The 19,867-nt window shown below is 45.4% G+C and carries 20 protein-coding genes; 19 read left to right on the top strand and 1 reads right to left on the bottom strand.

The genetic code is table 11. The annotated features are described in order from the left end of the window. Window positions 1–43 precede the first annotated feature (43 nt). The 19 genes from G5A70_RS02270 to truA all read left to right on the top strand — a co-directional run bounded on the left by G5A70_RS02270 (window position 44) and on the right by truA (window position 18,994). Window positions 44–415, top strand: a complete 372-nt coding sequence (locus tag G5A70_RS02270) for a RidA family protein (RefSeq protein WP_173747614.1) — start codon at window positions 44–46, stop codon at window positions 413–415. A gap of 16 nt (window positions 416–431) precedes the next feature. Continuing rightward, window positions 432–1,544 (top strand): DUF3048 domain-containing protein, encoded by a 1,113-nt coding sequence (locus tag G5A70_RS02265; protein WP_173747612.1) that lies wholly within the window; start codon window positions 432–434, stop codon window positions 1,542–1,544. Between the two features lie 78 nt (window positions 1,545–1,622). Continuing rightward, window positions 1,623–3,224, top strand: a complete 1,602-nt coding sequence (locus G5A70_RS02260) for a spermidine synthase (RefSeq protein ID WP_173747610.1) — start codon at window positions 1,623–1,625, stop codon at window positions 3,222–3,224. Between the two features lie 65 nt (window positions 3,225–3,289). Further along, window positions 3,290–4,177, top strand: coding sequence for a DegV family protein (locus tag G5A70_RS02255; RefSeq protein WP_173747608.1), 888 nt, complete (start codon window positions 3,290–3,292; stop codon window positions 4,175–4,177). A 126-nt stretch (window positions 4,178–4,303) separates the two neighbouring features. Next, window positions 4,304–4,780 (top strand): COG2426 family protein, encoded by a 477-nt coding sequence (locus G5A70_RS02250; RefSeq protein ID WP_173747606.1) that lies wholly within the window; start codon window positions 4,304–4,306, stop codon window positions 4,778–4,780. Between the two features lie 445 nt (window positions 4,781–5,225). After that, entirely contained in the window at window positions 5,226–5,744 is a 519-nt protein-coding gene (locus G5A70_RS02245) for a GNAT family N-acetyltransferase (protein WP_173747604.1), read from the top strand. Next, window positions 5,722–6,594: a methionyl aminopeptidase gene (locus G5A70_RS02240; protein ID WP_173747602.1), complete on the top strand. Its 873-nt coding sequence runs from the start codon at window positions 5,722–5,724 to the stop codon at window positions 6,592–6,594. Before G5A70_RS02245 ends, G5A70_RS02240 begins: the two co-directional genes overlap by 23 nt. 1 nt (window position 6,595) lies before the next feature. Beyond that, window positions 6,596–7,492: an RluA family pseudouridine synthase gene (locus G5A70_RS02235; RefSeq protein ID WP_173747600.1), complete on the top strand. Its 897-nt coding sequence runs from the start codon at window positions 6,596–6,598 to the stop codon at window positions 7,490–7,492. A 22-nt stretch (window positions 7,493–7,514) separates the two neighbouring features. Continuing rightward, on the top strand, window positions 7,515–8,072 hold the full coding sequence (locus G5A70_RS02230; RefSeq protein WP_173747598.1) for a DJ-1 family glyoxalase III: 558 nt from the start codon (window positions 7,515–7,517) through the stop codon (window positions 8,070–8,072). A 168-nt stretch (window positions 8,073–8,240) separates the two neighbouring features. Further along, window positions 8,241–9,551, top strand: a complete 1,311-nt coding sequence (tig, locus tag G5A70_RS02225) for a trigger factor (RefSeq protein ID WP_173747596.1) — start codon at window positions 8,241–8,243, stop codon at window positions 9,549–9,551. A 34-nt stretch (window positions 9,552–9,585) separates the two neighbouring features. After that, window positions 9,586–10,167 carry an ATP-dependent Clp endopeptidase proteolytic subunit ClpP gene (gene clpP / locus G5A70_RS02220; RefSeq protein ID WP_173747594.1) on the top strand — a complete coding sequence of 194 codons (582 nt, stop codon included), beginning with the start codon at window positions 9,586–9,588 and terminating at the stop codon, window positions 10,165–10,167. An 84-nt stretch (window positions 10,168–10,251) separates the two neighbouring features. After that, entirely contained in the window at window positions 10,252–11,556 is a 1,305-nt protein-coding gene (gene clpX / locus G5A70_RS02215; RefSeq protein ID WP_173747592.1) for an ATP-dependent Clp protease ATP-binding subunit ClpX, read from the top strand. 31 nt (window positions 11,557–11,587) lie between these two features. Then, window positions 11,588–13,900 (top strand): endopeptidase La, encoded by a 2,313-nt coding sequence (lon, locus tag G5A70_RS02210; protein ID WP_173747590.1) that lies wholly within the window; start codon window positions 11,588–11,590, stop codon window positions 13,898–13,900. A gap of 23 nt (window positions 13,901–13,923) precedes the next feature. After that, window positions 13,924–14,541, top strand: coding sequence for a ribosome biogenesis GTP-binding protein YihA/YsxC (gene yihA, locus G5A70_RS02205; protein ID WP_173747588.1), 618 nt, complete (start codon window positions 13,924–13,926; stop codon window positions 14,539–14,541). Window positions 14,542–14,545: 4 nt separating this feature from the next. Further along, window positions 14,546–15,742: a GNAT family N-acetyltransferase gene (locus G5A70_RS02200; RefSeq protein WP_173747586.1), complete on the top strand. Its 1,197-nt coding sequence runs from the start codon at window positions 14,546–14,548 to the stop codon at window positions 15,740–15,742. Then, window positions 15,729–16,580, top strand: coding sequence for an energy-coupling factor transporter ATPase (locus G5A70_RS02195; RefSeq protein ID WP_173747584.1), 852 nt, complete (start codon window positions 15,729–15,731; stop codon window positions 16,578–16,580). The genes G5A70_RS02200 and G5A70_RS02195 overlap by 14 nt, the downstream gene beginning before the upstream one ends. Beyond that, the gene (locus tag G5A70_RS02190) at window positions 16,565–17,425 is read left to right on the top strand and encodes an energy-coupling factor transporter ATPase (protein ID WP_173747582.1); all 861 of its coding nucleotides are present in this window, start codon (window positions 16,565–16,567) and stop codon (window positions 17,423–17,425) included. Before G5A70_RS02195 ends, G5A70_RS02190 begins: the two co-directional genes overlap by 16 nt. After that, the gene (locus tag G5A70_RS02185) at window positions 17,418–18,218 is read left to right on the top strand and encodes an energy-coupling factor transporter transmembrane component T family protein (RefSeq protein ID WP_173747580.1); all 801 of its coding nucleotides are present in this window, start codon (window positions 17,418–17,420) and stop codon (window positions 18,216–18,218) included. The genes G5A70_RS02190 and G5A70_RS02185 overlap by 8 nt, the downstream gene beginning before the upstream one ends. A gap of 17 nt (window positions 18,219–18,235) precedes the next feature. After that, a complete protein-coding gene (truA, locus tag G5A70_RS02180; protein WP_173747578.1) occupies window positions 18,236–18,994 on the top strand; it encodes a tRNA pseudouridine(38-40) synthase TruA in 759 nt (252 codons plus the stop codon). Here the strand turns inward: truA and G5A70_RS02175 are convergent. After that, window positions 18,981–19,853, bottom strand: coding sequence for a YitT family protein (locus G5A70_RS02175; RefSeq protein WP_173747576.1), 873 nt, complete (start codon window positions 19,851–19,853; stop codon window positions 18,981–18,983). The two genes, truA and G5A70_RS02175, sit on opposite strands and share 14 nt — an antisense overlap. Window positions 19,854–19,867: the final 14 nt, after the last annotated feature.

Raw genomic sequence — 19,867 nt, 5'->3', positions numbered from 1 at the left:
TAATGAGAAAAAAGAAAATTCAGGAAGCGAGGAGAGACAGAACATGAAAGTAATCAGTACAGAAAAAGCACCTGCAGCAATTGGACCTTATTCACAGGCAATAGTCATAAACGGTATGGTATTTACCTCCGGACAGATTCCCTTAAACCCGGCGACCGGTGAAATTATGGGAACTACGGTAGAGGAGCAGGCAGAGCAGGTTATGAAAAACCTGGGAGAAGTGTTGAAGGCAGCGGGAAGCAGCTATGAGAAAGCTGTGAAGACAACCTGTTTTCTGGCAGATATGGGAGATTTTGGCGCTTTTAATGAAGTTTACGGAAAATATTTTACCGGAAAACCGGCTCGTTCCTGCGTGGCGGTGAAAACACTGCCAAAGAACGTGCTTTGTGAAGTGGAGGTTATTGCTGAAATCTAAAGGGGGAAAGTTATCTATGAAATACAGAAAAATACTTCTGATAGCTTCGGCGCTGGTACTTTTAGGTACAGCAGGCTGTGGGAAAAAAGAGACAACCTCCAAAGAGGAACCAAAAGAAACCGTACAGGAAGAGGCACAGGAGGACAAATCCCAGTCTGTAGAAGGGGCAGAGGTGAAGCAGGAAGAGATACCTGCCAATCAGAACCTGCTTACCGGACTGGCTGATTTATCAGAAGGTGCCGTTGGCAAGCGTCCGGTGGCGGTTATGGTCAACAATGTGCAGAAAGCAATGCCCCAGTATGGGGTGTCCCAGGCGGATGTGATTTTTGAAATTCCTGTAGAGGGAGATGCCACCAGATTTATGGCGCTGTACGGAGACTACACCAAAGTACCGCAAATCTGCCCTATCCGAAGCTGTCGTTATTACTTCCCGGCTTTATCTCAGGGCTTTGACGCCTTCTATGTCAACTGGGGAATTGATGATACCATAGCAGAGTATCTGGAAGCTTTGGATTTAGACCAGATTGAAGGAATTACCAACACAGGGGGACTGTTTGGAAGAGACCAGGAGAAATTAAACCAGGGATATTCTCTGGAACACACCGGTTACTTTGACGGAACCAAACTTCCGGCTTATATTGAAGCAAACCATCTGCGGACAGATTTAAAAGAGGAGAAAAAGGGAACTGCTTTTCCCTTTAACGGTATGGACGAGCAGGTGAAACCGGAGGGAAAAGACTGTACCAGCGTGGATATTCAGTTTGGCGCACAGTCTTCCCAGTTTACCTATGATGCAGAGAAAAAGGTATACTTAAAGCAGATTAACAATACCCCTCAGACGGATGGAAAGACAGGAGAACAGCTGGCTTTTACCAATGTATTTGTACTGGAAACCGACATTTCCGTAAGAGATGAGGTGGGGCATAAGGAACTGGACTGGGATGGTTCTGAAAATTCCAAAGGATATTATGTATCAAACGGAGGTGTTCAGGAAATCCACTGGTCTAAGGAAAGTAATAACGAGGAGTCCTATCTGTCTTTCTATGACCAGTCCGGTAAAGAAATCAAGCTGAACAGAGGAAAAACGTATATTGCTTTAAACTATAAGGATAAAGCATCTTTTCAGTAAAAAACAGGCAGGCGGAGTTATCTCATAAGTGTTTATGGGGCAGCCCCGTCTGTTTTCAAGTACAGGCAGGAGGCGTGTATGGAAAAGAAATCAATTTTGAGCAATAAATATTATCTGTATCTCACAGAATTTTTTGCAGGTATGGCGGTTATGGCTGTGGAACTGGGAGCCAGCAGACTTCTGGCTCCTTATTTCAGTTCTTCCCAGATTGTGTGGACCATTATTATCGGAACGATTATGATAGCTATGGCTCTGGGAAATATCTGGGGCGGACGAAGCGCAGACAAAGACCCCAATCCGGACCGGCTGTACAGAAGAATTTTAATCGCGGCGGTATGGATTGCCCTGATTCCCGTGGTGGGAAAATATATTATTCTGGGAGTATCCGGACTTCTGATATTCACAGTGAGCAACAATTTTCTGATTCTTGCGGCTTTTGCAGCCTGCATGATTATTTTTGTATTTCCGCTGTTTCTGCTGGGAACGGTTACCCCTTCTCTGGCAAAGTACACGGTGGATAGTCTGGAAGACAACGGGAAGATTGTGGGAACTTTAGGTGCATTCAATACAATCGGAAGTATTATCGGAACCTTTCTTCCTACCTTTGTCACCATTCCGGTTGTGGGAACGGCGGTTACCTTTCTCATTTTTTCCGGTGTATTGCTGGTGCTTGCACTGATTTATTTCTTTCAGACAGGAAAGAAAAAACGCAGCTGTGCAGCAGCTCTCGTGGTTTTTCTTTTATGTGCAGTGCTGGGAAACCGCAGTCATTTTGCATTCTGGGAACAGGACCTTTTATATGAGGGAGAGTCTGTCTACAATTATCTGCAGGTAAAAGAAACAGAAGAAAATGTGGTGTTGTCTACCAATGTGCTCTTTGGTGTGCAGTCTGTAATGCAAAAAGAAAAAGGGCTTACCGGTATGTATTACGACACGGCCATGGCTGCGCCCCTGATGGCAGATACCGGGGAGAAAGAGAAATTGGAAGTATTAATTCTGGGTATGGGAAGCGGAACTTATGCCAGACAGTGTCAGGCTTATTTTCACAATCTGTCTATGGAGGGTGTGGAAATTGATGAGAAGATTACAGATCTTTCCAGAGAATATTTTGACCTGCCTCAAAATGTAAACGTGACGACCTATGACGGAAGAGCCTATCTTCAGGCAGTGGATAAAAAATACGATGTGATTATGGTGGATGCTTACCAGGACATTACCATTCCTTTTCAGATGTCAAGCAGGGAATTTTTTACTCTGGTGAAGGAGCATCTGCATACAGACGGAGTCATGGTGGTTAATATGAATATGCAGGCAAAAGGAGAGGGAAATATCAACGATTATCTGTCAGATACCATTTCTGAGGTCTTTCCTGCTGTATATACAGCAGATGTGGAAGGAACCACCAACCGGGAACTTTTCGCTTCGGCCAACTGTGAAATTAAGGAAAATCTGGAAAAGAATACTGCAAAAATACGGGACAGAGAACTGCAGAACCTGATGTATGAGGTTTCACAGCAGCTGACGCCCTGCAAAAAAGGGGAATATATTCTTACAGATGATAAAGCGCCTGTAGAACTGCTGGGTATTCAGGTCATTGATGGGATTATTGAACGGGAAGTGGAATATTACAAAGGCATTTACGAAGAACAGGGGCTTTCGGGACTTTTGGAAATGCTCTAGTCAATTTCCAGGTAAAGTGTTAAAATAGGAATGCAAAAAGCAAGAATGCAGAGGAGGAAAACCTTATGAGCGAATATCAGATTACCTGCTGTTCCACAGCAGATATGCCGGCGCAGTATTTTGAAGAGAAAAAGATACCTTTTGTATGTTTTAATTTCCTGATGGACGGCGTGCAGTATCCCGATGATTTGGGAAAATCCATGCCTTTTAAGGAATTTTATAAAAAAATCGCCGATGGGGCAGAACCTACCACGGCTCAGGTAAATACTCAGCAGTATATGGAATTGTTTGAGCCGATTCTTCAGAAAGGTCTGGATATTTTGCATCTGACACTGTCAAGCGGTATTTCCGGAAGTATTAATTCTGCCAATATTGCAAAAGTGCAGATGGAAGAAAAATATCCGGGCAGAAAAGTCAGGATTATTGATTCTTTGTCTGCTTCTTCCGGATACGGTATGCTGGTGGACATGGCCCTGACAAAGCAGCAGGAAGGACTGAGCCTGGAAGAAAACGCTTCCTGGCTGGAGGAAAACAGAAACAAGCTGCACCATTGGTTCTTTTCTACAGACCTGACCAGTTTTATTCGGGGCGGCAGAATTTCCAAAGTCTCCGGTTTTGTAGGACAGGCGTTAAATATCTGTCCGCTGATGAATGTCAATTCCGAAGGGAAACTGATTCCCAGAAGCAAATACAGAGGAAAGAAGCAGGTTATCCGGGAAATGGTAAAACGCATGGAGGAGCATGCCAAGGGAGGAACGGCTTACAGCGGAAAGTGCTTTATATCCTGCTCAGCCTGCGAAGAAGACGCGCGGAAAGTGGCAGATATGATAGAAGAAAAATTTCCGAATCTGGATGGGAAAGTCTTAATAAACAGTATCGGAACGGTTATCGGTGCCCATACAGGTCCGGGGACCGTGGCTCTGTTCTTCTGGGGAGATGAGAGAACCATCTGATGTAAAAATATAAAACTTGTGTAAAATCTGCGTGGGATTGTAGAAAAATGCTTGCGCCGGTTGAGAAAGGGTGCTATATTGAAACGGATACATTGCGTGTTGGAAAAAGGATAGAAGGAGAGTTTTATGTTAGAAAAATACCTGATTGTATTTTTTGTTTCTATGGTACCCCTGATTGAACTTCGAGGTGCGATTCCCATTGCAGAAGGGCTGGGATTGCCTTTTGTACAGTATTATATTGTGGCTATTCTCGGAAATATGCTTCCGGTTCCGATTATTTACTTCTTTGCCAGAAAAGTGCTGGTGTGGGGAGCTGACAAACCGGTTATCGGAAAATTTTTTACCTGGTGTCTGGATAAAGGGGAAAGAGGCGGTAAAAAGCTGCAGGAGAAAGCAGGAAAAGGCCTCTTTGTAGCCCTGCTGCTCTTTGTAGGCATTCCACTTCCGGGAACAGGTGCATGGACAGGAACGCTGGCGGCCAGCATTCTGGATATGGATTTCAAATCCAGCGTGATTGCCGTTATGCTGGGCGTAATTCTGGCCGGTATTATCATGGCGGCTGTAAGTATGGGAGCTTTCGGTGCGTTGGGAGCAATTTTTTAAGAAAAGACTTGCATTTTAGATATGTTTTGAAAGAAAAGGTGATAAGGAAAGGCATCATTCTGAACTTGTTTTAGAATGATGCCCTTTTAATGTGTTTCAATATCCATTGGAAGATACCTCGTAAAAATTATTTTAATGGGTGTTTGTTTACGTTTCTGGTGGTCCGTACCGTCCTTTCTTTTGGATTATGAGTAAAACGTTAAGCTTTTGGTGGAATCAATCCTTTCTGTGTTTTCTTCTCTTAATTTATTTGATAGTTGAATTATAACAGTAAAATTATGATTTGTCAATATTAAAAATAGAAAAAAATAAGAAAAAATAAAATAAAACTGTTATATTATTTTTTATATATAAAAAATCAGAAAATTACAACAATTTCAAAAGTGGAAAAAAGAGAAAAACAATGGTATAATGCATAGTGAAAAAAGAAAGCATGGTGGAAAATATGCAGATTACAAAAGCGAAAACAGAAGATTTAGCGGAAATTATGGAAATATATGGAAGGGCAAGGGTTTTTATGCAGGAACACGGAAATCCAAGCCAATGGAAAGAAGGATATCCGTCCACAGAACTGGTAAAAAAAGATTTGGAGAACGGAGAGTTGTATGTCTGCCGGGAAGGACAAGATTTGGCAGGTGTGTTTATGTTTTCCATGCAGCCAGACCCTTGCTATGAAAGAATCGAAGCCGGAGCATGGAAAAATGACAGACCTTATGGTGTGATGCACCGTATGGCATCTGCAGGAAAAGTCAGAGGCGTGGCTTCTTTTTGTCTGGACTGGTGTTATGCCCGGTGCGGCAATGTGCGGGGAGATACGCACCGAGAAAATACAGTGATGCAGCAGGTTTTCGAGAAAAACGGATTTGAAAGATGCGGTATCATTTATGTGGAGGACGGTTCTCCAAGAATTGGATATCAGAGACAGAAGGAGGCGCAGGCAGATGCATTTGCTGCAAAGAAATGACCCCTGTTGGTGCGGCAGCGGTAAAAAATACAAGAAATGTCATTACGCATTTGATGAAAGATTAAAATTTTATGAGTCACAGGGAGTACTGGTACCTTCTCATGAGATTCTGAAAACACCGGCACAGATTGAAAAAATTAAAGAAAGCGCCAAAATCAATGTGGAGATTCTGGATTATGTGGCAGAGCACATTAAGGCAGGTGTTACGACACAGGAAATTGACGACTGGGTATCTGCCATGACAGAAAAAGCAGGGGCTGTTCCTGCACCTTTAAATTACGATGGATTTCCCAAGAGTGTGTGTACTTCTATTAACGAGCAGGTGTGTCACGGAATTCCTTCTAAAGATGTTGTTCTGAAAGAAGGAGACATTATTAATGTAGATGTGTCTACAATTTTAGACGGCTATTTTTCGGATTCCTCCCGTATGTTCTGTATCGGAGAAGTCAGCAGCGAGAAGAAAAAGCTGGTGGAGGTGACAAAGGAATGTGTGGAGAAAGGTCTGGAAAAAGTAAAGCCCTGGGGATATCTGGGAGATATGAGTCAGGCGGTGTATGAGCATGCGCACGCGAACGGCTATTCCGTGGTAAGAGAAATCGGCGGACACGGGGTAGGACTGGAGTTTCATGAGGACCCCTGGGTGGGATATATCCAGAAAGCCGGAACAGGTATGCTCATGGTACCGGGAATGATTTTCACCATTGAACCTATGATTAATATGGGAACCCATGAAATCTATACCGATGACACGGACGACTGGACCGTGTATACGGATGACGGGCTGCCTTCAGCTCAGTGGGAAATTATGGTACTGGTGACTGAAAAAGGCAGTGAAGTACTCTGCTGGTAAGATGAAAATACTGAAATTAGAGATAGACAAAAAGCTGGCAGGAAAATCCCTGGAAAAAATTCTGAGGGAAAATCTGGGACTGAGCAGGCGGGAAGTCAGCCGGGCAAAATTTCAGCCAAAGGGTATCTGTATAGATGGAAAACGGCAGAGAATTACTTACAGACCTTCTGTGGGGCAGAATCTGGAGGTGTGTCTGGCGGAAATGCAGGAAGAGAAAAGCCGGGTGAAACCCTGTGCAGGGAAACTGGAGATTCTCTACGAGGACAGAGATTTGCTGGTGGTGGAAAAGCCGGGAGGCATACTCTGCCATCCGGGGCGGGGACATTATGAGGATTCTCTGGGAAACCGGGTGGCAGATTATCTGCAGAAACAGGGAGAAGGAGGCGTTGTCCGGGCTGTGGGAAGGCTGGATAAGGATACCGCTGGTCTTATGGTGTATGCCAAAAATCAGATGGCAGCGGCGCGGCTGTCTGCACAGAAGCAGGACGGGCGTTTTCAGAAAATTTATTATGCACTGGCGAAAGGAAAATTAGAGCAAAGGGAAGGGGACATTACTGCTTCTATTGCCCTTATGCCCGGAGACAAGCTGAAAATGCAGATTCACCCACAGGGCAAAACGGCCTGCACCAGATACGAAGTGATGAAAGAAAGAGAGAATTGTACGCTGGTAAAGTGCAGGATATTTACGGGGAGGACACACCAGATCAGGGTGCATATGGCTGGGATAGGACATCCTCTTTTGGGAGATGTGCTTTACGGGGACGGTCAAAATCCGGTATTTGACGGACTGGCTCTGTATGCCGGGAAAGCGGAGTTTTATCAGCCGTTTACGCAGGAGAAAATCGTGCTTTGGGGAAGAGACGTAAAGAGGTGGGGAATACAGAGGTATTTTAGATAAAAATAGAAAAGAGGTAAAAATTATGGCAAAAGTATGTGTATTTACAGCAGATGGATTTGAAGAAATCGAAGGTCTGACTGTTGTGGACCTTTTAAGAAGAGCAGGGGCCGAAGTGCAGATGGTATCCATCAGCAATACAAAGACAGTGACAGGTTCCCACAACATCGTTCTCCAGGCAGACGTTCTGTTTGAAGAAGCGGATTACAGCAAGATGGACCTGCTGGTGCTTCCGGGCGGTATGCCGGGAACGCTTCATCTGGGAGAACATACAGGGCTTTGCAGACTTCTGCAGGATTTTGCAGCTGAGGGGAAGAAAGTGGCAGCTATCTGTGCAGCTCCAAGTGTGTTGGGAGCACTGGGGATTTTAAAAGAAAAAAAAGCAGTCTGCTATCCGGGATTTGAAGAAAAACTTACCGGCGCCCAGGTGGGGACGCAGGAGGTAGCAAGAGATGGAAATATTACCACCAGCAGAGGTCTGGGCACAGCCATTCCCTTTGCATTGGAGTTGATTTCCCAGCTTTACGGGGAAGAAAAAGCCCGGGAAATCCAAAAATCTATTATTTTCAGAGAAAATTTATAAAAATTTCGTGAAAACCCTGTAGAAATCGGGGGATACGAAAAAAAACACTGGCGTTTTCCAAACCCTTGTGCTATACTGTGTTAATGACTGTAAGTATGAAAAAAGCGCTGTTTTCTGCTGTTTTGGCAGGGCAGATGCATATAGAAATTCAAGGAGGAATTCATAACAATGAGTGTACAGGTAGAAAACTTAGAAAAGAACATGGCAAAACTTACTGTTGAAGTTGCCGCAGAAGATTTTGAAAAAGCAGTGCAGGCTGCATACATGAAAAACAGAAACAAAATTACAATCCCAGGCTTCCGTAAAGGAAAAGCTCCTCGCGTGATGATTGAAAAAATGTACGGCGCAGGTATCTTCTTTGAAGATGCAGCAAACGCTTTGATTCAGGCTGAATATCCAAAGGCAGCAGAAGAAAGCGGACTGGATATCGTTTCTCAGCCGGAAATCGACGTTGTACAGATTGAAAAAGGAAAAGCCTTTATCTTCACAGCAGAAGTAGCTGTAAAACCGGAAGTAACTTTAGGTGAATACAAAGGACTGGAAGTAGAAATTTCTTCTGTAGAAGTAACAGAAGAAGAAATCGCTGCTGAATTGAAAAAAGAGCAGGAAAACAACTCCAGAACAATCGATGTAGATGACAGAGCTGTAGCACAGGGCGATATGGTAACTCTGGACTTTGAAGGCTTTGTTGACGGCGTTGCTTTTGAAGGCGGAAAAGGAACAGACTATCCGCTGACAATCGGATCTAATTCCTTCATTCCTGGATTTGAAGAACAGTTAGTAGGCGCTGAATTAAATGTAGAAAAAGAAGTAAACGTTACTTTCCCGGAAAACTATCATGCAAATGACCTGGCTGGAAAACCGGCTGTATTCAAATGCACAGTAAAAGCTATCAAAGTGAAAGAACTTCCGGAATTAGATGACGAATTTGCAAAAGATGTTTCTGAGTTTGACACACTGGAAGAATACAAAGCAGACATTGCCAAGAACTTAAAAGAACGCAAAGAATCTGTTGCAAAACGCGAAACAGAAGACAAAGCAGTAGACGCTGTTATTGAAAACGCACAGATGGATATTCCGGAAGCTATGATTCAGAACCAGATTCAGCAGTTAATGCAGGATTTCATCAGAAGAATGCAGTCCCAGGGATTATCTATTGACCAGTATTACCAGTTCACAGGTCTGGACAATGCAAAAATCCAGGAACAGATGAGACCACAGGCGTTAAAGAGAATCCAGAGCCGTCTGGTATTAGAGAAAATTGCAGAAGTGGAAAACATTCAGATTTCTGATGAAAAATTAGAAGAAGAATTAAAATCCATGGCTGAAATGTACAAAATGGAAGTAGAAAAATTAAAAGAAGTAATGGGTGACTACGAGAAAGAACAGATTAAGAAAGACATGGCTGTTCAGGAAGCAGTTACTTTAGTTGCTGAATCAGCAAAAGTTGTTGAGAAGAAAGAAGAAGCAGCAGAATAATACATGCTGTGTTTGACAGAATAGGAGGAGTTTCATGAGTTTAGTACCATACGTCATTGAACAGACAAGCCGCGGTGAAAGAAACTACGACATCTATTCCAGATTGTTAAAAGACAGAATTATTTTCCTCGGAGAAGAAGTAACCGATGTATCAGCCAACCTGATTGCAGCACAGCTTCTTTTTCTGGAATCAGAAGACCCGGGAAAAGATATCCACTTATATATCAACAGTCCGGGCGGTTCCGTTACAGCAGGCATGGTGATTTATGACACCATGCAGTACATTAAATGTGATGTATCTACTATCTGTATGGGACTTGCTGCCAGCATGGGTGCATTCCTTCTGGCCGGCGGTACAAAAGGAAAGAGAATGGCCCTTCCCAATGCGGAAATTATGATTCACCAGCCTTCCGGCGGTGCAAAGGGTCAGGCAACAGAGATTGACATTGTGGCACAGCAGATTCTGAAAACCAGAACCAGATTAAACACAATTCTGGCTCAGAATACAGGCCAGACTCTGGAAACGATTGCCAGAGACACAGAAAGAGACAATTATATGACAGCCCAGGAGGCAATGGCATATGGATTGATTGACTCTGTAATCGAGCATAGATAATGACAGAAGAGAAGACTCCTGCAGAAATTTGCGGGGGTCTTTCGGCTTTAAAAGAAGAAAAATGGAAACAGAAAGGGAAAAAACATGGCAATGAAAGGAAACGATACAAGAATCAGATGTTCCTTTTGTGGAAAGACAGAAGACCAGGCAAAAAAACTGATTGCAGGTCCAAACGGCACCTATATCTGTGATGAGTGTGTGGGAATCTGTTCGGAAATCATAGAGGAAGAACTGGGGGCAGAGTACAGCAACATGGCTTCTGACGAAATTAACCTGCTGAAACCACAGGAAATTAAGGCATTTCTGGATGAGTATGTCATTGGACAGGATGAAGCGAAAAAAGTGCTTTCGGTTGCAGTTTACAACCACTACAAACGTGTGCTGGCAGGCAGAGGCGCGGATGTGGAACTGCAGAAGAGCAACATTCTTATGCTGGGTCCTACCGGTTCTGGTAAGACGCTTCTGGCTCAGACGCTGGCAAGACTGCTGAATGTGCCTTTTGCCATTGCCGACGCAACCACTCTGACCGAAGCCGGTTATGTGGGCGAGGATGTGGAAAATATTCTGCTGAAAATCATTCAGGCAGCAGATTACGATATAGAACGTGCCCAGTATGGCATTATTTATATTGACGAAATTGACAAAATTACCAGAAAATCGGAAAATGCCTCCATTACCAGAGATGTATCCGGAGAAGGAGTACAGCAGGCTCTTTTGAAAATTGTAGAGGGAACGGTGGCTAACGTACCGCCTCAGGGCGGCAGAAAACACCCGCAGCAGGAGTTTATCCAGATTGATACCACCAATATTCTGTTTATCTGCGGCGGCGCTTTTGAAGGGCTGGATAAAATTATCGAAACCAGAAAAGATACAAAAGCCATTGGTTTCAATGCAGAAATCCGTACACCGGGCAAACATAATGTGGGAGAACTTTTAAAAGAAGTCATGCCCCAGGATTTGGTGAAATTCGGACTGATTCCGGAATTTGTGGGCCGTGTGCCGGTAGTGGTATCGTTGGATGCATTGGATAAGGACGCCCTGGTGAAGATTCTGACAGAGCCGAAAAACTCTTTGGTGCGTCAGTATCAGACCTTGTTTCATCTGGATGGTATTCATCTGGACTTTGAACCGGAAGCGCTGGAAGCCATTGCGGATAAGTCTATGGAGAGAAAGACGGGTGCCAGAGGTCTGCGTGCTATTATGGAAAATTCCATGATGGATTTGATGTACAAGGCGCCTTCAGATGAAAGCATTACCGGCTGTACCATTACAAAAGAACTGGTGGACGGCACAGGGGAAGCAAAGCTGGAATACAGAGAACTTCCGGCAACAGCCAGAAGAAGCAAAAGCGGCAGCCGTAAGAAAAAAGAGTCACCGGAAATCGCATAGAGAAATCGTACAGGAATAAGGAGGTGCGAGCATGAGCGACATCATACAGCATTTACCGGCAATCGCCCTTAGAGGTACAACCATTCTTCCTGACATGATTGTCCATTTTGATGTAAGCAGGGAAAAATCCATGAAGGCCATTGAAAAGGCCATGGTTCAGGACCAGAAGGTCTTTCTCATCACCCAGAGAGACCCTGAAACAGAGGAACCTGCACAGGAAGATTTATATAAAATCGGTACCATCGCAGAAATCAAACAGCTTGTAAAGACAAAGAAAAACATGGTTCAGGTTCTGGTGGAAGGACAGGAAAGAGGAGAACTTTTAAGATTTGAAGAAAATCCCCTGTATCTGGAAGCTGAAATTGCCCTTTTTGAAGAAGAACAGGAAGAACCGGAGGGCAATGTTAAAGAAGCTATGCTGCGGGGTATCAAGGAACTTTTTGTCCGTTACTGCAATGAAAATCCAAAGCTCAGCAAGGATTTGGCAGGACAGATTCTGGAACTGGAGGATGTCAGGAGAGTCATTGACCAGATTGCCGTGAATCTTCCCATGAAATATGAGGATAAACAGAAAATTCTGGAGGCTGTCAATCTGGAAGAGCGTTATGAGGTGCTGGGCGGAATTCTGTGCAATGAAATCGACATTATGCAGATTCGCACAGATTTAAACAGCAAAGTCAAGGAGCGGGTGGATAAGAACCAGAGAGACTATATTCTCCGGGAACAGTTAAAAGTTATCAGGGAAGAACTGGGGGACCAGGATACTTTGTCAGAGGCAGACCAGTTTAAGGAACAGGTGTCAAAACTGAAAGCCTCCAAAGAAGTGAAGGAGAAAATCAACCGGGAAATTGACCGCTTTAAAAATGCGGCAGGTATGCAGGCAGAGGCGGGAGTTATCCGAAGCTATATTGAAACCTTACTTTCCCTGCCTTGGGATAAGGTGTCCAGAGATAACAAAAATCTGGCAAAAGCCAAGAAAATTTTGGAAGAAGACCACTATGGCCTGGAAAAGGTGAAAGAGCGTATTATGGAATTTCTGGCTGTGCGAACCCTGACGAAAAAGGGAGAGAGTCCGATTCTCTGTCTGGCAGGACCGCCGGGAACCGGAAAGACTTCTATTGCACGTTCCGTAGCCAGGGCGCTTGACAAGGAGTATGTGCGCATGTCCCTGGGCGGCGTCCGGGACGAGGCGGAAATCCGCGGTCACAGAAGAACCTATATCGGCGCTATGCCGGGCAGAATTGCCAACGGACTGATACAGGCCGGGGTGAAAAATCCTCTCATGCTTCTGGATGAAATTGATAAAGTGAGCAGTGATTACAAAGGAGATACCTCTTCTGCGCTTTTAGAGGTGTTGGACAGCGAGCAGAACAGGAAATTCAGAGACCATTATGTGGAAATCCCGTTGGATTTGTCGGAGGTGCTTTTCATTGCCACAGCCAATGATTTGCAGACTATTCCGCGGCCGCTTTTAGACCGTATGGAGGTTATTGAAATCAGCAGCTATACCCAGAACGAAAAAGAGCATATTGCCAGAGAACATCTGATTCCAAAGCAGATAAAAGCCCACGGATTAAAAGAAAACCAGCTGCTTATTTCTGATGAAGCGCTGAGGGAAGTCATTGCGGGCTATACCAAAGAAGCGGGTGTGAGAAGCCTGGAGAGAAAGCTGGGTGAAATCTGCAGAAAGACAGCCAGGAAGATTCTGGAGGACAAGGAAGAAACCATCAGTGTAAACGTGGACAATCTGGAAAGTTTTCTGGGAAGAGCCAGATACACATACCAGAGGAAGAATAAGACGGATGAAGTGGGAATTGTACGGGGACTGGCCTGGACCAGCGTCGGAGGTGATACCCTGCAGATAGAGGTGAACCTTATGCCGGGAAAAGGAGAATTTCTTCTGACCGGGCAACTTGGGGACGTGATGAAAGAATCTGCCCAGGCAGGTATCAGCTATATTCGTTCCGTAGCAGAGGAATATGGCATTAAGCCGGAATTTTTCCAGAAACATGACTTACATATCCATATACCGGAAGGGGCAGTGCCAAAAGACGGCCCGTCTGCCGGTATTACCATGGCTACGGCCATGCTTTCTGCCATGACCAACACACCGGTGAAAGCCAATGTGGCCATGACGGGAGAGATTACCTTGAGAGGAAGAGTGCTTCCTATCGGAGGCCTGAAGGAAAAGCTTCTGGCAGCCAAGAGCGCAGGTATGAAAAAGGTTCTCATTCCTTTTGAGAATCAGGCAGATGTGGAGGAACTGGACGAGGAAATCACAGGCGGCATGAAAATCGTGCCTGTGAAAACCATGAAAGAGGTTCTGAAACATGCCCTGGTATAAAGAAAAAATTTGGAGGAAAACACATGGTTATTAAACATGTAGCGCTGGACATCGTCTGCGGCATCACCAGTACCCTTCCCAAAAACGAAGTTCCGGAAATTGCATTTGCAGGAAAATCCAATGTGGGAAAATCGTCGCTGATTAATGCACTGATGAACCGGAAGGCCCTGGCGAGAACCAGTGCTTCTCCGGGAAAGACCCAGACCATTAATTTTTATAATGTAAACCACGAGATGTATCTTGTGGATTTGCCGGGGTACGGCTATGCCAAGGTATCCCAGTCCGTAAAAGAGCAGTGGGGAAAGCTGATTGAGCGGTATCTGCACCAGTCTAAGCAGTTAAAGGCAGTATTTCTGCTTATTGACATCCGTCATGACCCGTCTGAAAATGACAGGACCATGTACGACTGGATTGTACAAAACGGATACCAGCCCATTATTATTGCAACAAAAGCGGACAAACTGAAAAGAAGCCAGGTGGCGAAACATGTGAAGGCAGTTAAGACAGGCTTAAATCTGCTCCCCGGCACCAGAGTGATTCCTTTCTCTGCACAGACCAAGCAGGGAAGAGAGGAAATCTGGGCTTTGGCAGAAGAACTTTTATTCGGTCCCAAAGAGGACCAGACAGAGGGAGAAAGCTGAAAATATGCTGAAGGGAATTATTTTTGATATGGACGGGGTGCTGATTAACAGCGAGCCCTTCCATTTCCAGGTGTGGAAAGAGACCTTGAAAGCAAGGGGAATCCACATAGACTATGAGGTTTATAAGCCCTGCATCGGTTCAACGGTAGGTTTTCTCATGGAACTTTTGCATGAGCATTATCAGGTAGATGTACAGGATACAGCCCTGATAGCCGAGATGAAGAGCATGAAAAAGAAAATGATTGAAGAGAGAGGGTATCCTTCTTTGATTCCCTGGGTGAAGGAGTTTCTGGAAAGGCTGCAGGAGGCGGGATATGTGCTGGCTGTGGCTTCTTCATCCCCCCTTTCTTATATCAGAAATGTGACAGAGCACTGGGGAATTGACAGGTATTTTCAAAAACTGGTCAGTGGGGAAACTGTGAAGCACCCCAAGCCGGCACCGGATGTTTTTCTGAAAACAGCAGAAATACTGGGGCTGTCTCCAGAAGAATGTCTGGTTATCGAGGATTCGGAAAACGGTTGTAAAGCCGCAAAAGCGGCGGGTATGGCTTGTATGGCTTATTATAACCCCGATTCCGGGAAACAGGATTTAAGCACAGCTTTTGCACTTGTGGAAGGATTTGAAGAGGTGGACAGCGCCTTTGTGGAAAAAATTTACTGTCACTTTCATCATTTACCAGCCAAAGTGTGTGAGACAAACCGGCTTCTTATTCGGGAAATGGAAAAAGGAGATATTCCTAGAATGATGGAAATCTGTTCTCAGGAAACCTCCGCAGATGCCTGTGAGGGTGTGGCAAAACCCCTGAAGGAAGAACTGGAAGACTTTGAGATGTATCGGCGCTATATGTATGAACTCTGTGACATGGGTTACTGGTGCATACTGGAAAAGGCTTCCGGGGAAATTATAGGGAGAGCAGGGGTAGAACCTAAACTCTGGAATGATAACAAAACAGTGGTGGAGCTTGGCTATATGATAGATGAAAAATTCCGGAGAAGGGGATTTGCCTACGAGGCCTGCAGAGCCATTGTGGAGGAAGCAAAAAAAAGAGGGGCTTTTTATCTGTACTGCAGGATAAAAAGCGCCAATATGCCATCGCTGGAACTGGCGCGGAAGCTGGGATTCCAGAAAATAGACTATCACCTGGAGGGAGACAGCGAAGATATGGAAGTGTGGAGGTGTGCCTGCCATGGGAATCATTAAAGCCAGAAACGTAAAATATGACTACATAAAATATGACGACAGCGGACAGCCCTCGGAAAGCTATAGGGCTGTAGATGATGTGAATCTGGACATTTCAAAGGGACAGTTTATCTCTATTCTGGGACATAACGGTTCCGGAAAATCTACGCTGGCGAAACATATCAATGCCCTTTTAGTTCCTACAGAGGGAACTCTTTGGATTGACGGCATGGATACTAAATCTGTGGAGAAGCTGTGGGAAATCCGCCAGAGAGCCGGCATGGTGTTTCAGAACCCGGACAATCAGATTATCGGAACCGTGGTAGAGGAGGATGTGGGATTTGGCCCGGAAAATATGGGGATTCCCACGGAAGAAATCTGGAAGCGGGTGGATAAAAGCCTGGAAGCCGTGGGCATGACGCCTTTTCGCCACCGCTCTCCCAATAAGCTGTCCGGAGGGCAGAAACAGAGGGTAGCCATTGCGGGAGTGATGGCTATGCACCCGAAATGCATTGTGTTGGACGAGCCCACCGCCATGCTGGACCCCAATGGACGAAAAGAAGTGCTGCAGGCGGTTCACGAACTGAATCGAAAGGAAGGCATTACGGTGGTGCTTATTACCCATTACATGGAGGAAGTCATTGACTCTGATAAAGTGTTTGTCATGGATCACGGCCATGTGGTCATGCAGGGGACACCCAGGGAAATTTTCTCCGGAGTGGAGGAATTAAAAACATACCGTCTGGATGTACCCCAGGTAACACTTCTGGCATATGAACTGAGACAGGAAGGGCTTTTTCTTCCTGAGGGAATACTTACAATAAAGGAATTGGTGGATGCGTTATGTCATTGCGATTAGAACATGTTACTTATACTTACAGCCCCGGTTCTGTATATGAAACCCATGCCTTAAAGGATGTTTCTCTGGAAATACCCTCCGGGCAGTTTCTGGGGGTTATCGGACATACAGGAAGCGGAAAATCCACATTGATTCAACATTTTAACGGACTGATGCGCCCTACCGTGGGAACTGTGTATTATAAAGGGGAAGATATCTGGCAGGAGGGATATTCCCTGAAACGCCTGCGAAGCCAGGTGGGCCTGGTATTTCAGTACCCGGAGCATCAGCTTTTTGAAGCCGATGTACTTTCTGATGTGTGCTTTGGGCCGAAGAATCAGGGCTGTTCCAAAGAAGAGGCAGAGGAGAGAGCCGTTCGGGCCCTCCAGCAGACTGGTTTGAAGGAAAAATACTATAAAAGTTCCCCATTTGAACTTTCCGGGGGACAGAAGCGGCGGGTGGCTATTGCAGGCGTACTGGCCATGGAACCGGAGGTGCTGATTCTGGATGAGCCTACCGCAGGTCTGGACCCAAAAGGAAGAGACGAAATTCTGGATCAGATTGCCTGGCTGCACACAGAGAGGAATATTACCGTTATTCTGGTGTCTCACAGTATGGAGGATATTGCCAGATATGTAGACCGGATTCTGGTAATGAACAAAGGGGAAAAGGCTTTTGACGGAAAGCCGGAGGCAGTCTTTTCCCACTATAGGGAACTGGAAGAAATCGGTCTTGCAGCGCCGCAGATTACTTATATTATGCAGGCACTTCGCAAGGCGGGGATTCCGGCAGATACATCGGCCATTACCGTAAAAGAGGCAAAAGAGAGTATTTTAAAGGCACTGGGGAGAACGAAACATGATTAGAGACATTACAATTGGACAGTTTTATCCGGCAGATTCCATTCTGCACCGTTTGGACCCGCGGGTGAAATTCATCGGAACTTTTTTATTTCTGATTTCCCTTTTTGTGGCGGATTCCTTCTGGGGATATGCCCTGGCCACGGTTTTTCTTGCGGCTGCTATTGGACTCTCCAAGGTTCCGGTGAAATTTATGCTGAAAGGGTTAAAGCCTCTGTTTATCATTCTGCTGATTACTGTGCTGTTTAACCTGTTTCTGATGCCGGGGGAAGTGTTGTGGAGTGCAGGATTTTTAAAGATTACCAGAGAAGGAGTGGTACAGGCTGTGAAAATCGGTATCCGCCTGATTTATCTGGTTATCGGTTCTTCCATTATGACACTGACAACAACGCCTAATCAGCTTACCGACGGCATGGAAAAGATTCTGGCGCCTTTAAATAAAATCAAAGTGCCTGTGCATGAAATTTCCATGATGATGTCCATTGCCCTTCGCTTTATTCCTATTTTGATGGAAGAAACAGATAAGATTATGAAAGCGCAGATTGCCAGAGGTGCGGATTTTGAAAGCGGCAACATCATTCAGCGCGCTAAAAGTATGGTGCCCCTTCTGGTGCCCCTGTTTATCTCCGCATTTCGCCGGGCCGATGATCTGGCCATGGCTATGGAAGCCAGATGTTACCACGGCGGGGATAACCGGACGCAGATGAAGCCTTTGGTTTATCACAGAAGAGATTACGCGGCTTATGTGATTTCTGTCCTGTATCTGGGAGCCGATATTGCTCTGAGAGTATTTCTGTAAAAGGAGAACCGTAGATAATGAAACGAGTAAAGCTGACCGTTGCATACGACGGAACCAACTACTGTGGGTGGCAGGTGCAGCCCAATGGGATTACGGTGCAGGAGGTTTTGAACCGGCATTTGTCTGAGCTTACAGGAGAAACCATAGAAACTATTGGCGCCAGCCGTACAGATGCAGGCGTTCACGCCCTGGGAAATGTAGCGGTCTTTGATACCCGGGTGAGAATGCCCGGAGAGAAATTCTCCTTTGCCTTAAACCAGAGGCTGCCGGAGGATATTCGTATTCAGGAGTCAAGAGAAGTGCCGGAAACCTTTCATCCCAGATATGTGGAAAGCGAAAAGACATATGAATACCAGATTTTAAATCGCCGTTTTCCCATTCCCACGGAGCGTTTTTATTCTCATTTTACCTATGTGCCCCTGGATATTGAAAAAATGCAGGAGGCAGGGGGTTATCTTCTGGGAGAACATGATTTTAAGAGTTTTTGCGGCGCCGGCGCCCAGGTGAAAACTACCGTGCGGTGCATTCATGCATTGGATATTACAAAAGAAGCGGATAAGATTACCATACGCATTCGGGGAAACGGATTCCTCTACAATATGGTGCGTATCATTGCCGGAACTTTAATGGAAATCGGCGGCGGGGCATATCCGCCGGCGCATATGCGGGCAATCTTAGAGGCGAAAGACCGGAAAGCTGCCGGCCCTACGGCTCCTGCCAGAGGGCTGACACTGGTGCAGATCAAATATCCGGACTCTGCCTTTAATGCGCCTTAAATCCTTCCCCCAGCACTTCATTGGATTCCATGATGATAATGAAAGCGTTGGGGTCAACTTCTTTTATGGCTGTGCGGATAATATACATCTGTTTATTGTTGCAGGCGCACAAAACCACATCTTTTTTATCTCTGGCAAAGCTGCCTTCCGCTTTCAGGAAGGTACAGCCCCTGCCGCTGACCTGGTCGATTTTCTCTGCTACTTCTTTTGCATAATCCGTGACAATCAGCGTCATTTTTCCGGCATCAATGCCGTACATGACTTTATCTACCACCACAGAAAGCAGAAAACTGATAATCATACCATAAATCAGGCTGTCTACATCTTTGGAAACAATGACAGTACCCAGAAGGACAATTACCGTATCCATGACAAAGGCAATTTTGCCCAGCGTCAGGTGCGGATTTTTTGCTTTCAGGCTAAGCATGATAAAGTCCGCGCCTCCGGTGGAGGAGTCCCTCATATAAATCAGGGCAAAGCCCAAGCCGGAAAGCACACCGGTGCAGATGGCGGCCAGCATGCGGTCGCCTTGATATACAGGGAACAAAGGCGCTGCATAGTCCATGATAAAAGAAGTAATGAGGATGGTACGAACAGAGCGCAGAAAAAAGTTCCGGCCCAGAATACGGAAACAGAACAGGGCAATGGGAATGTTCAGTATCAGCGCTACCCGTCCGATGGGCCAGCCGAATAAATGGTAGAAAATCAGGGCAATACCGTTTAGCCCCACAACGGGAAATTCCGCGGCTGCGGCAAAGTTGTAAGTACCTACGGCAATGAAAATACCGCCGATGATGTCAACCAGGACGTCCATACTCCATTTCCTGGCGTACCAGGATTTTTCGTGTGTGAGATTCATAGATTTGCCCTCCT

Source organism: Blautia hansenii (assembly GCF_013304445.1).
GTDB lineage: Bacteria > Bacillota > Clostridia > Lachnospirales > Lachnospiraceae > Blautia.
The sequence above is the reverse complement of the archived record's forward strand: the minus strand, read 5'-3'. Positions and strand labels throughout refer to the sequence as shown.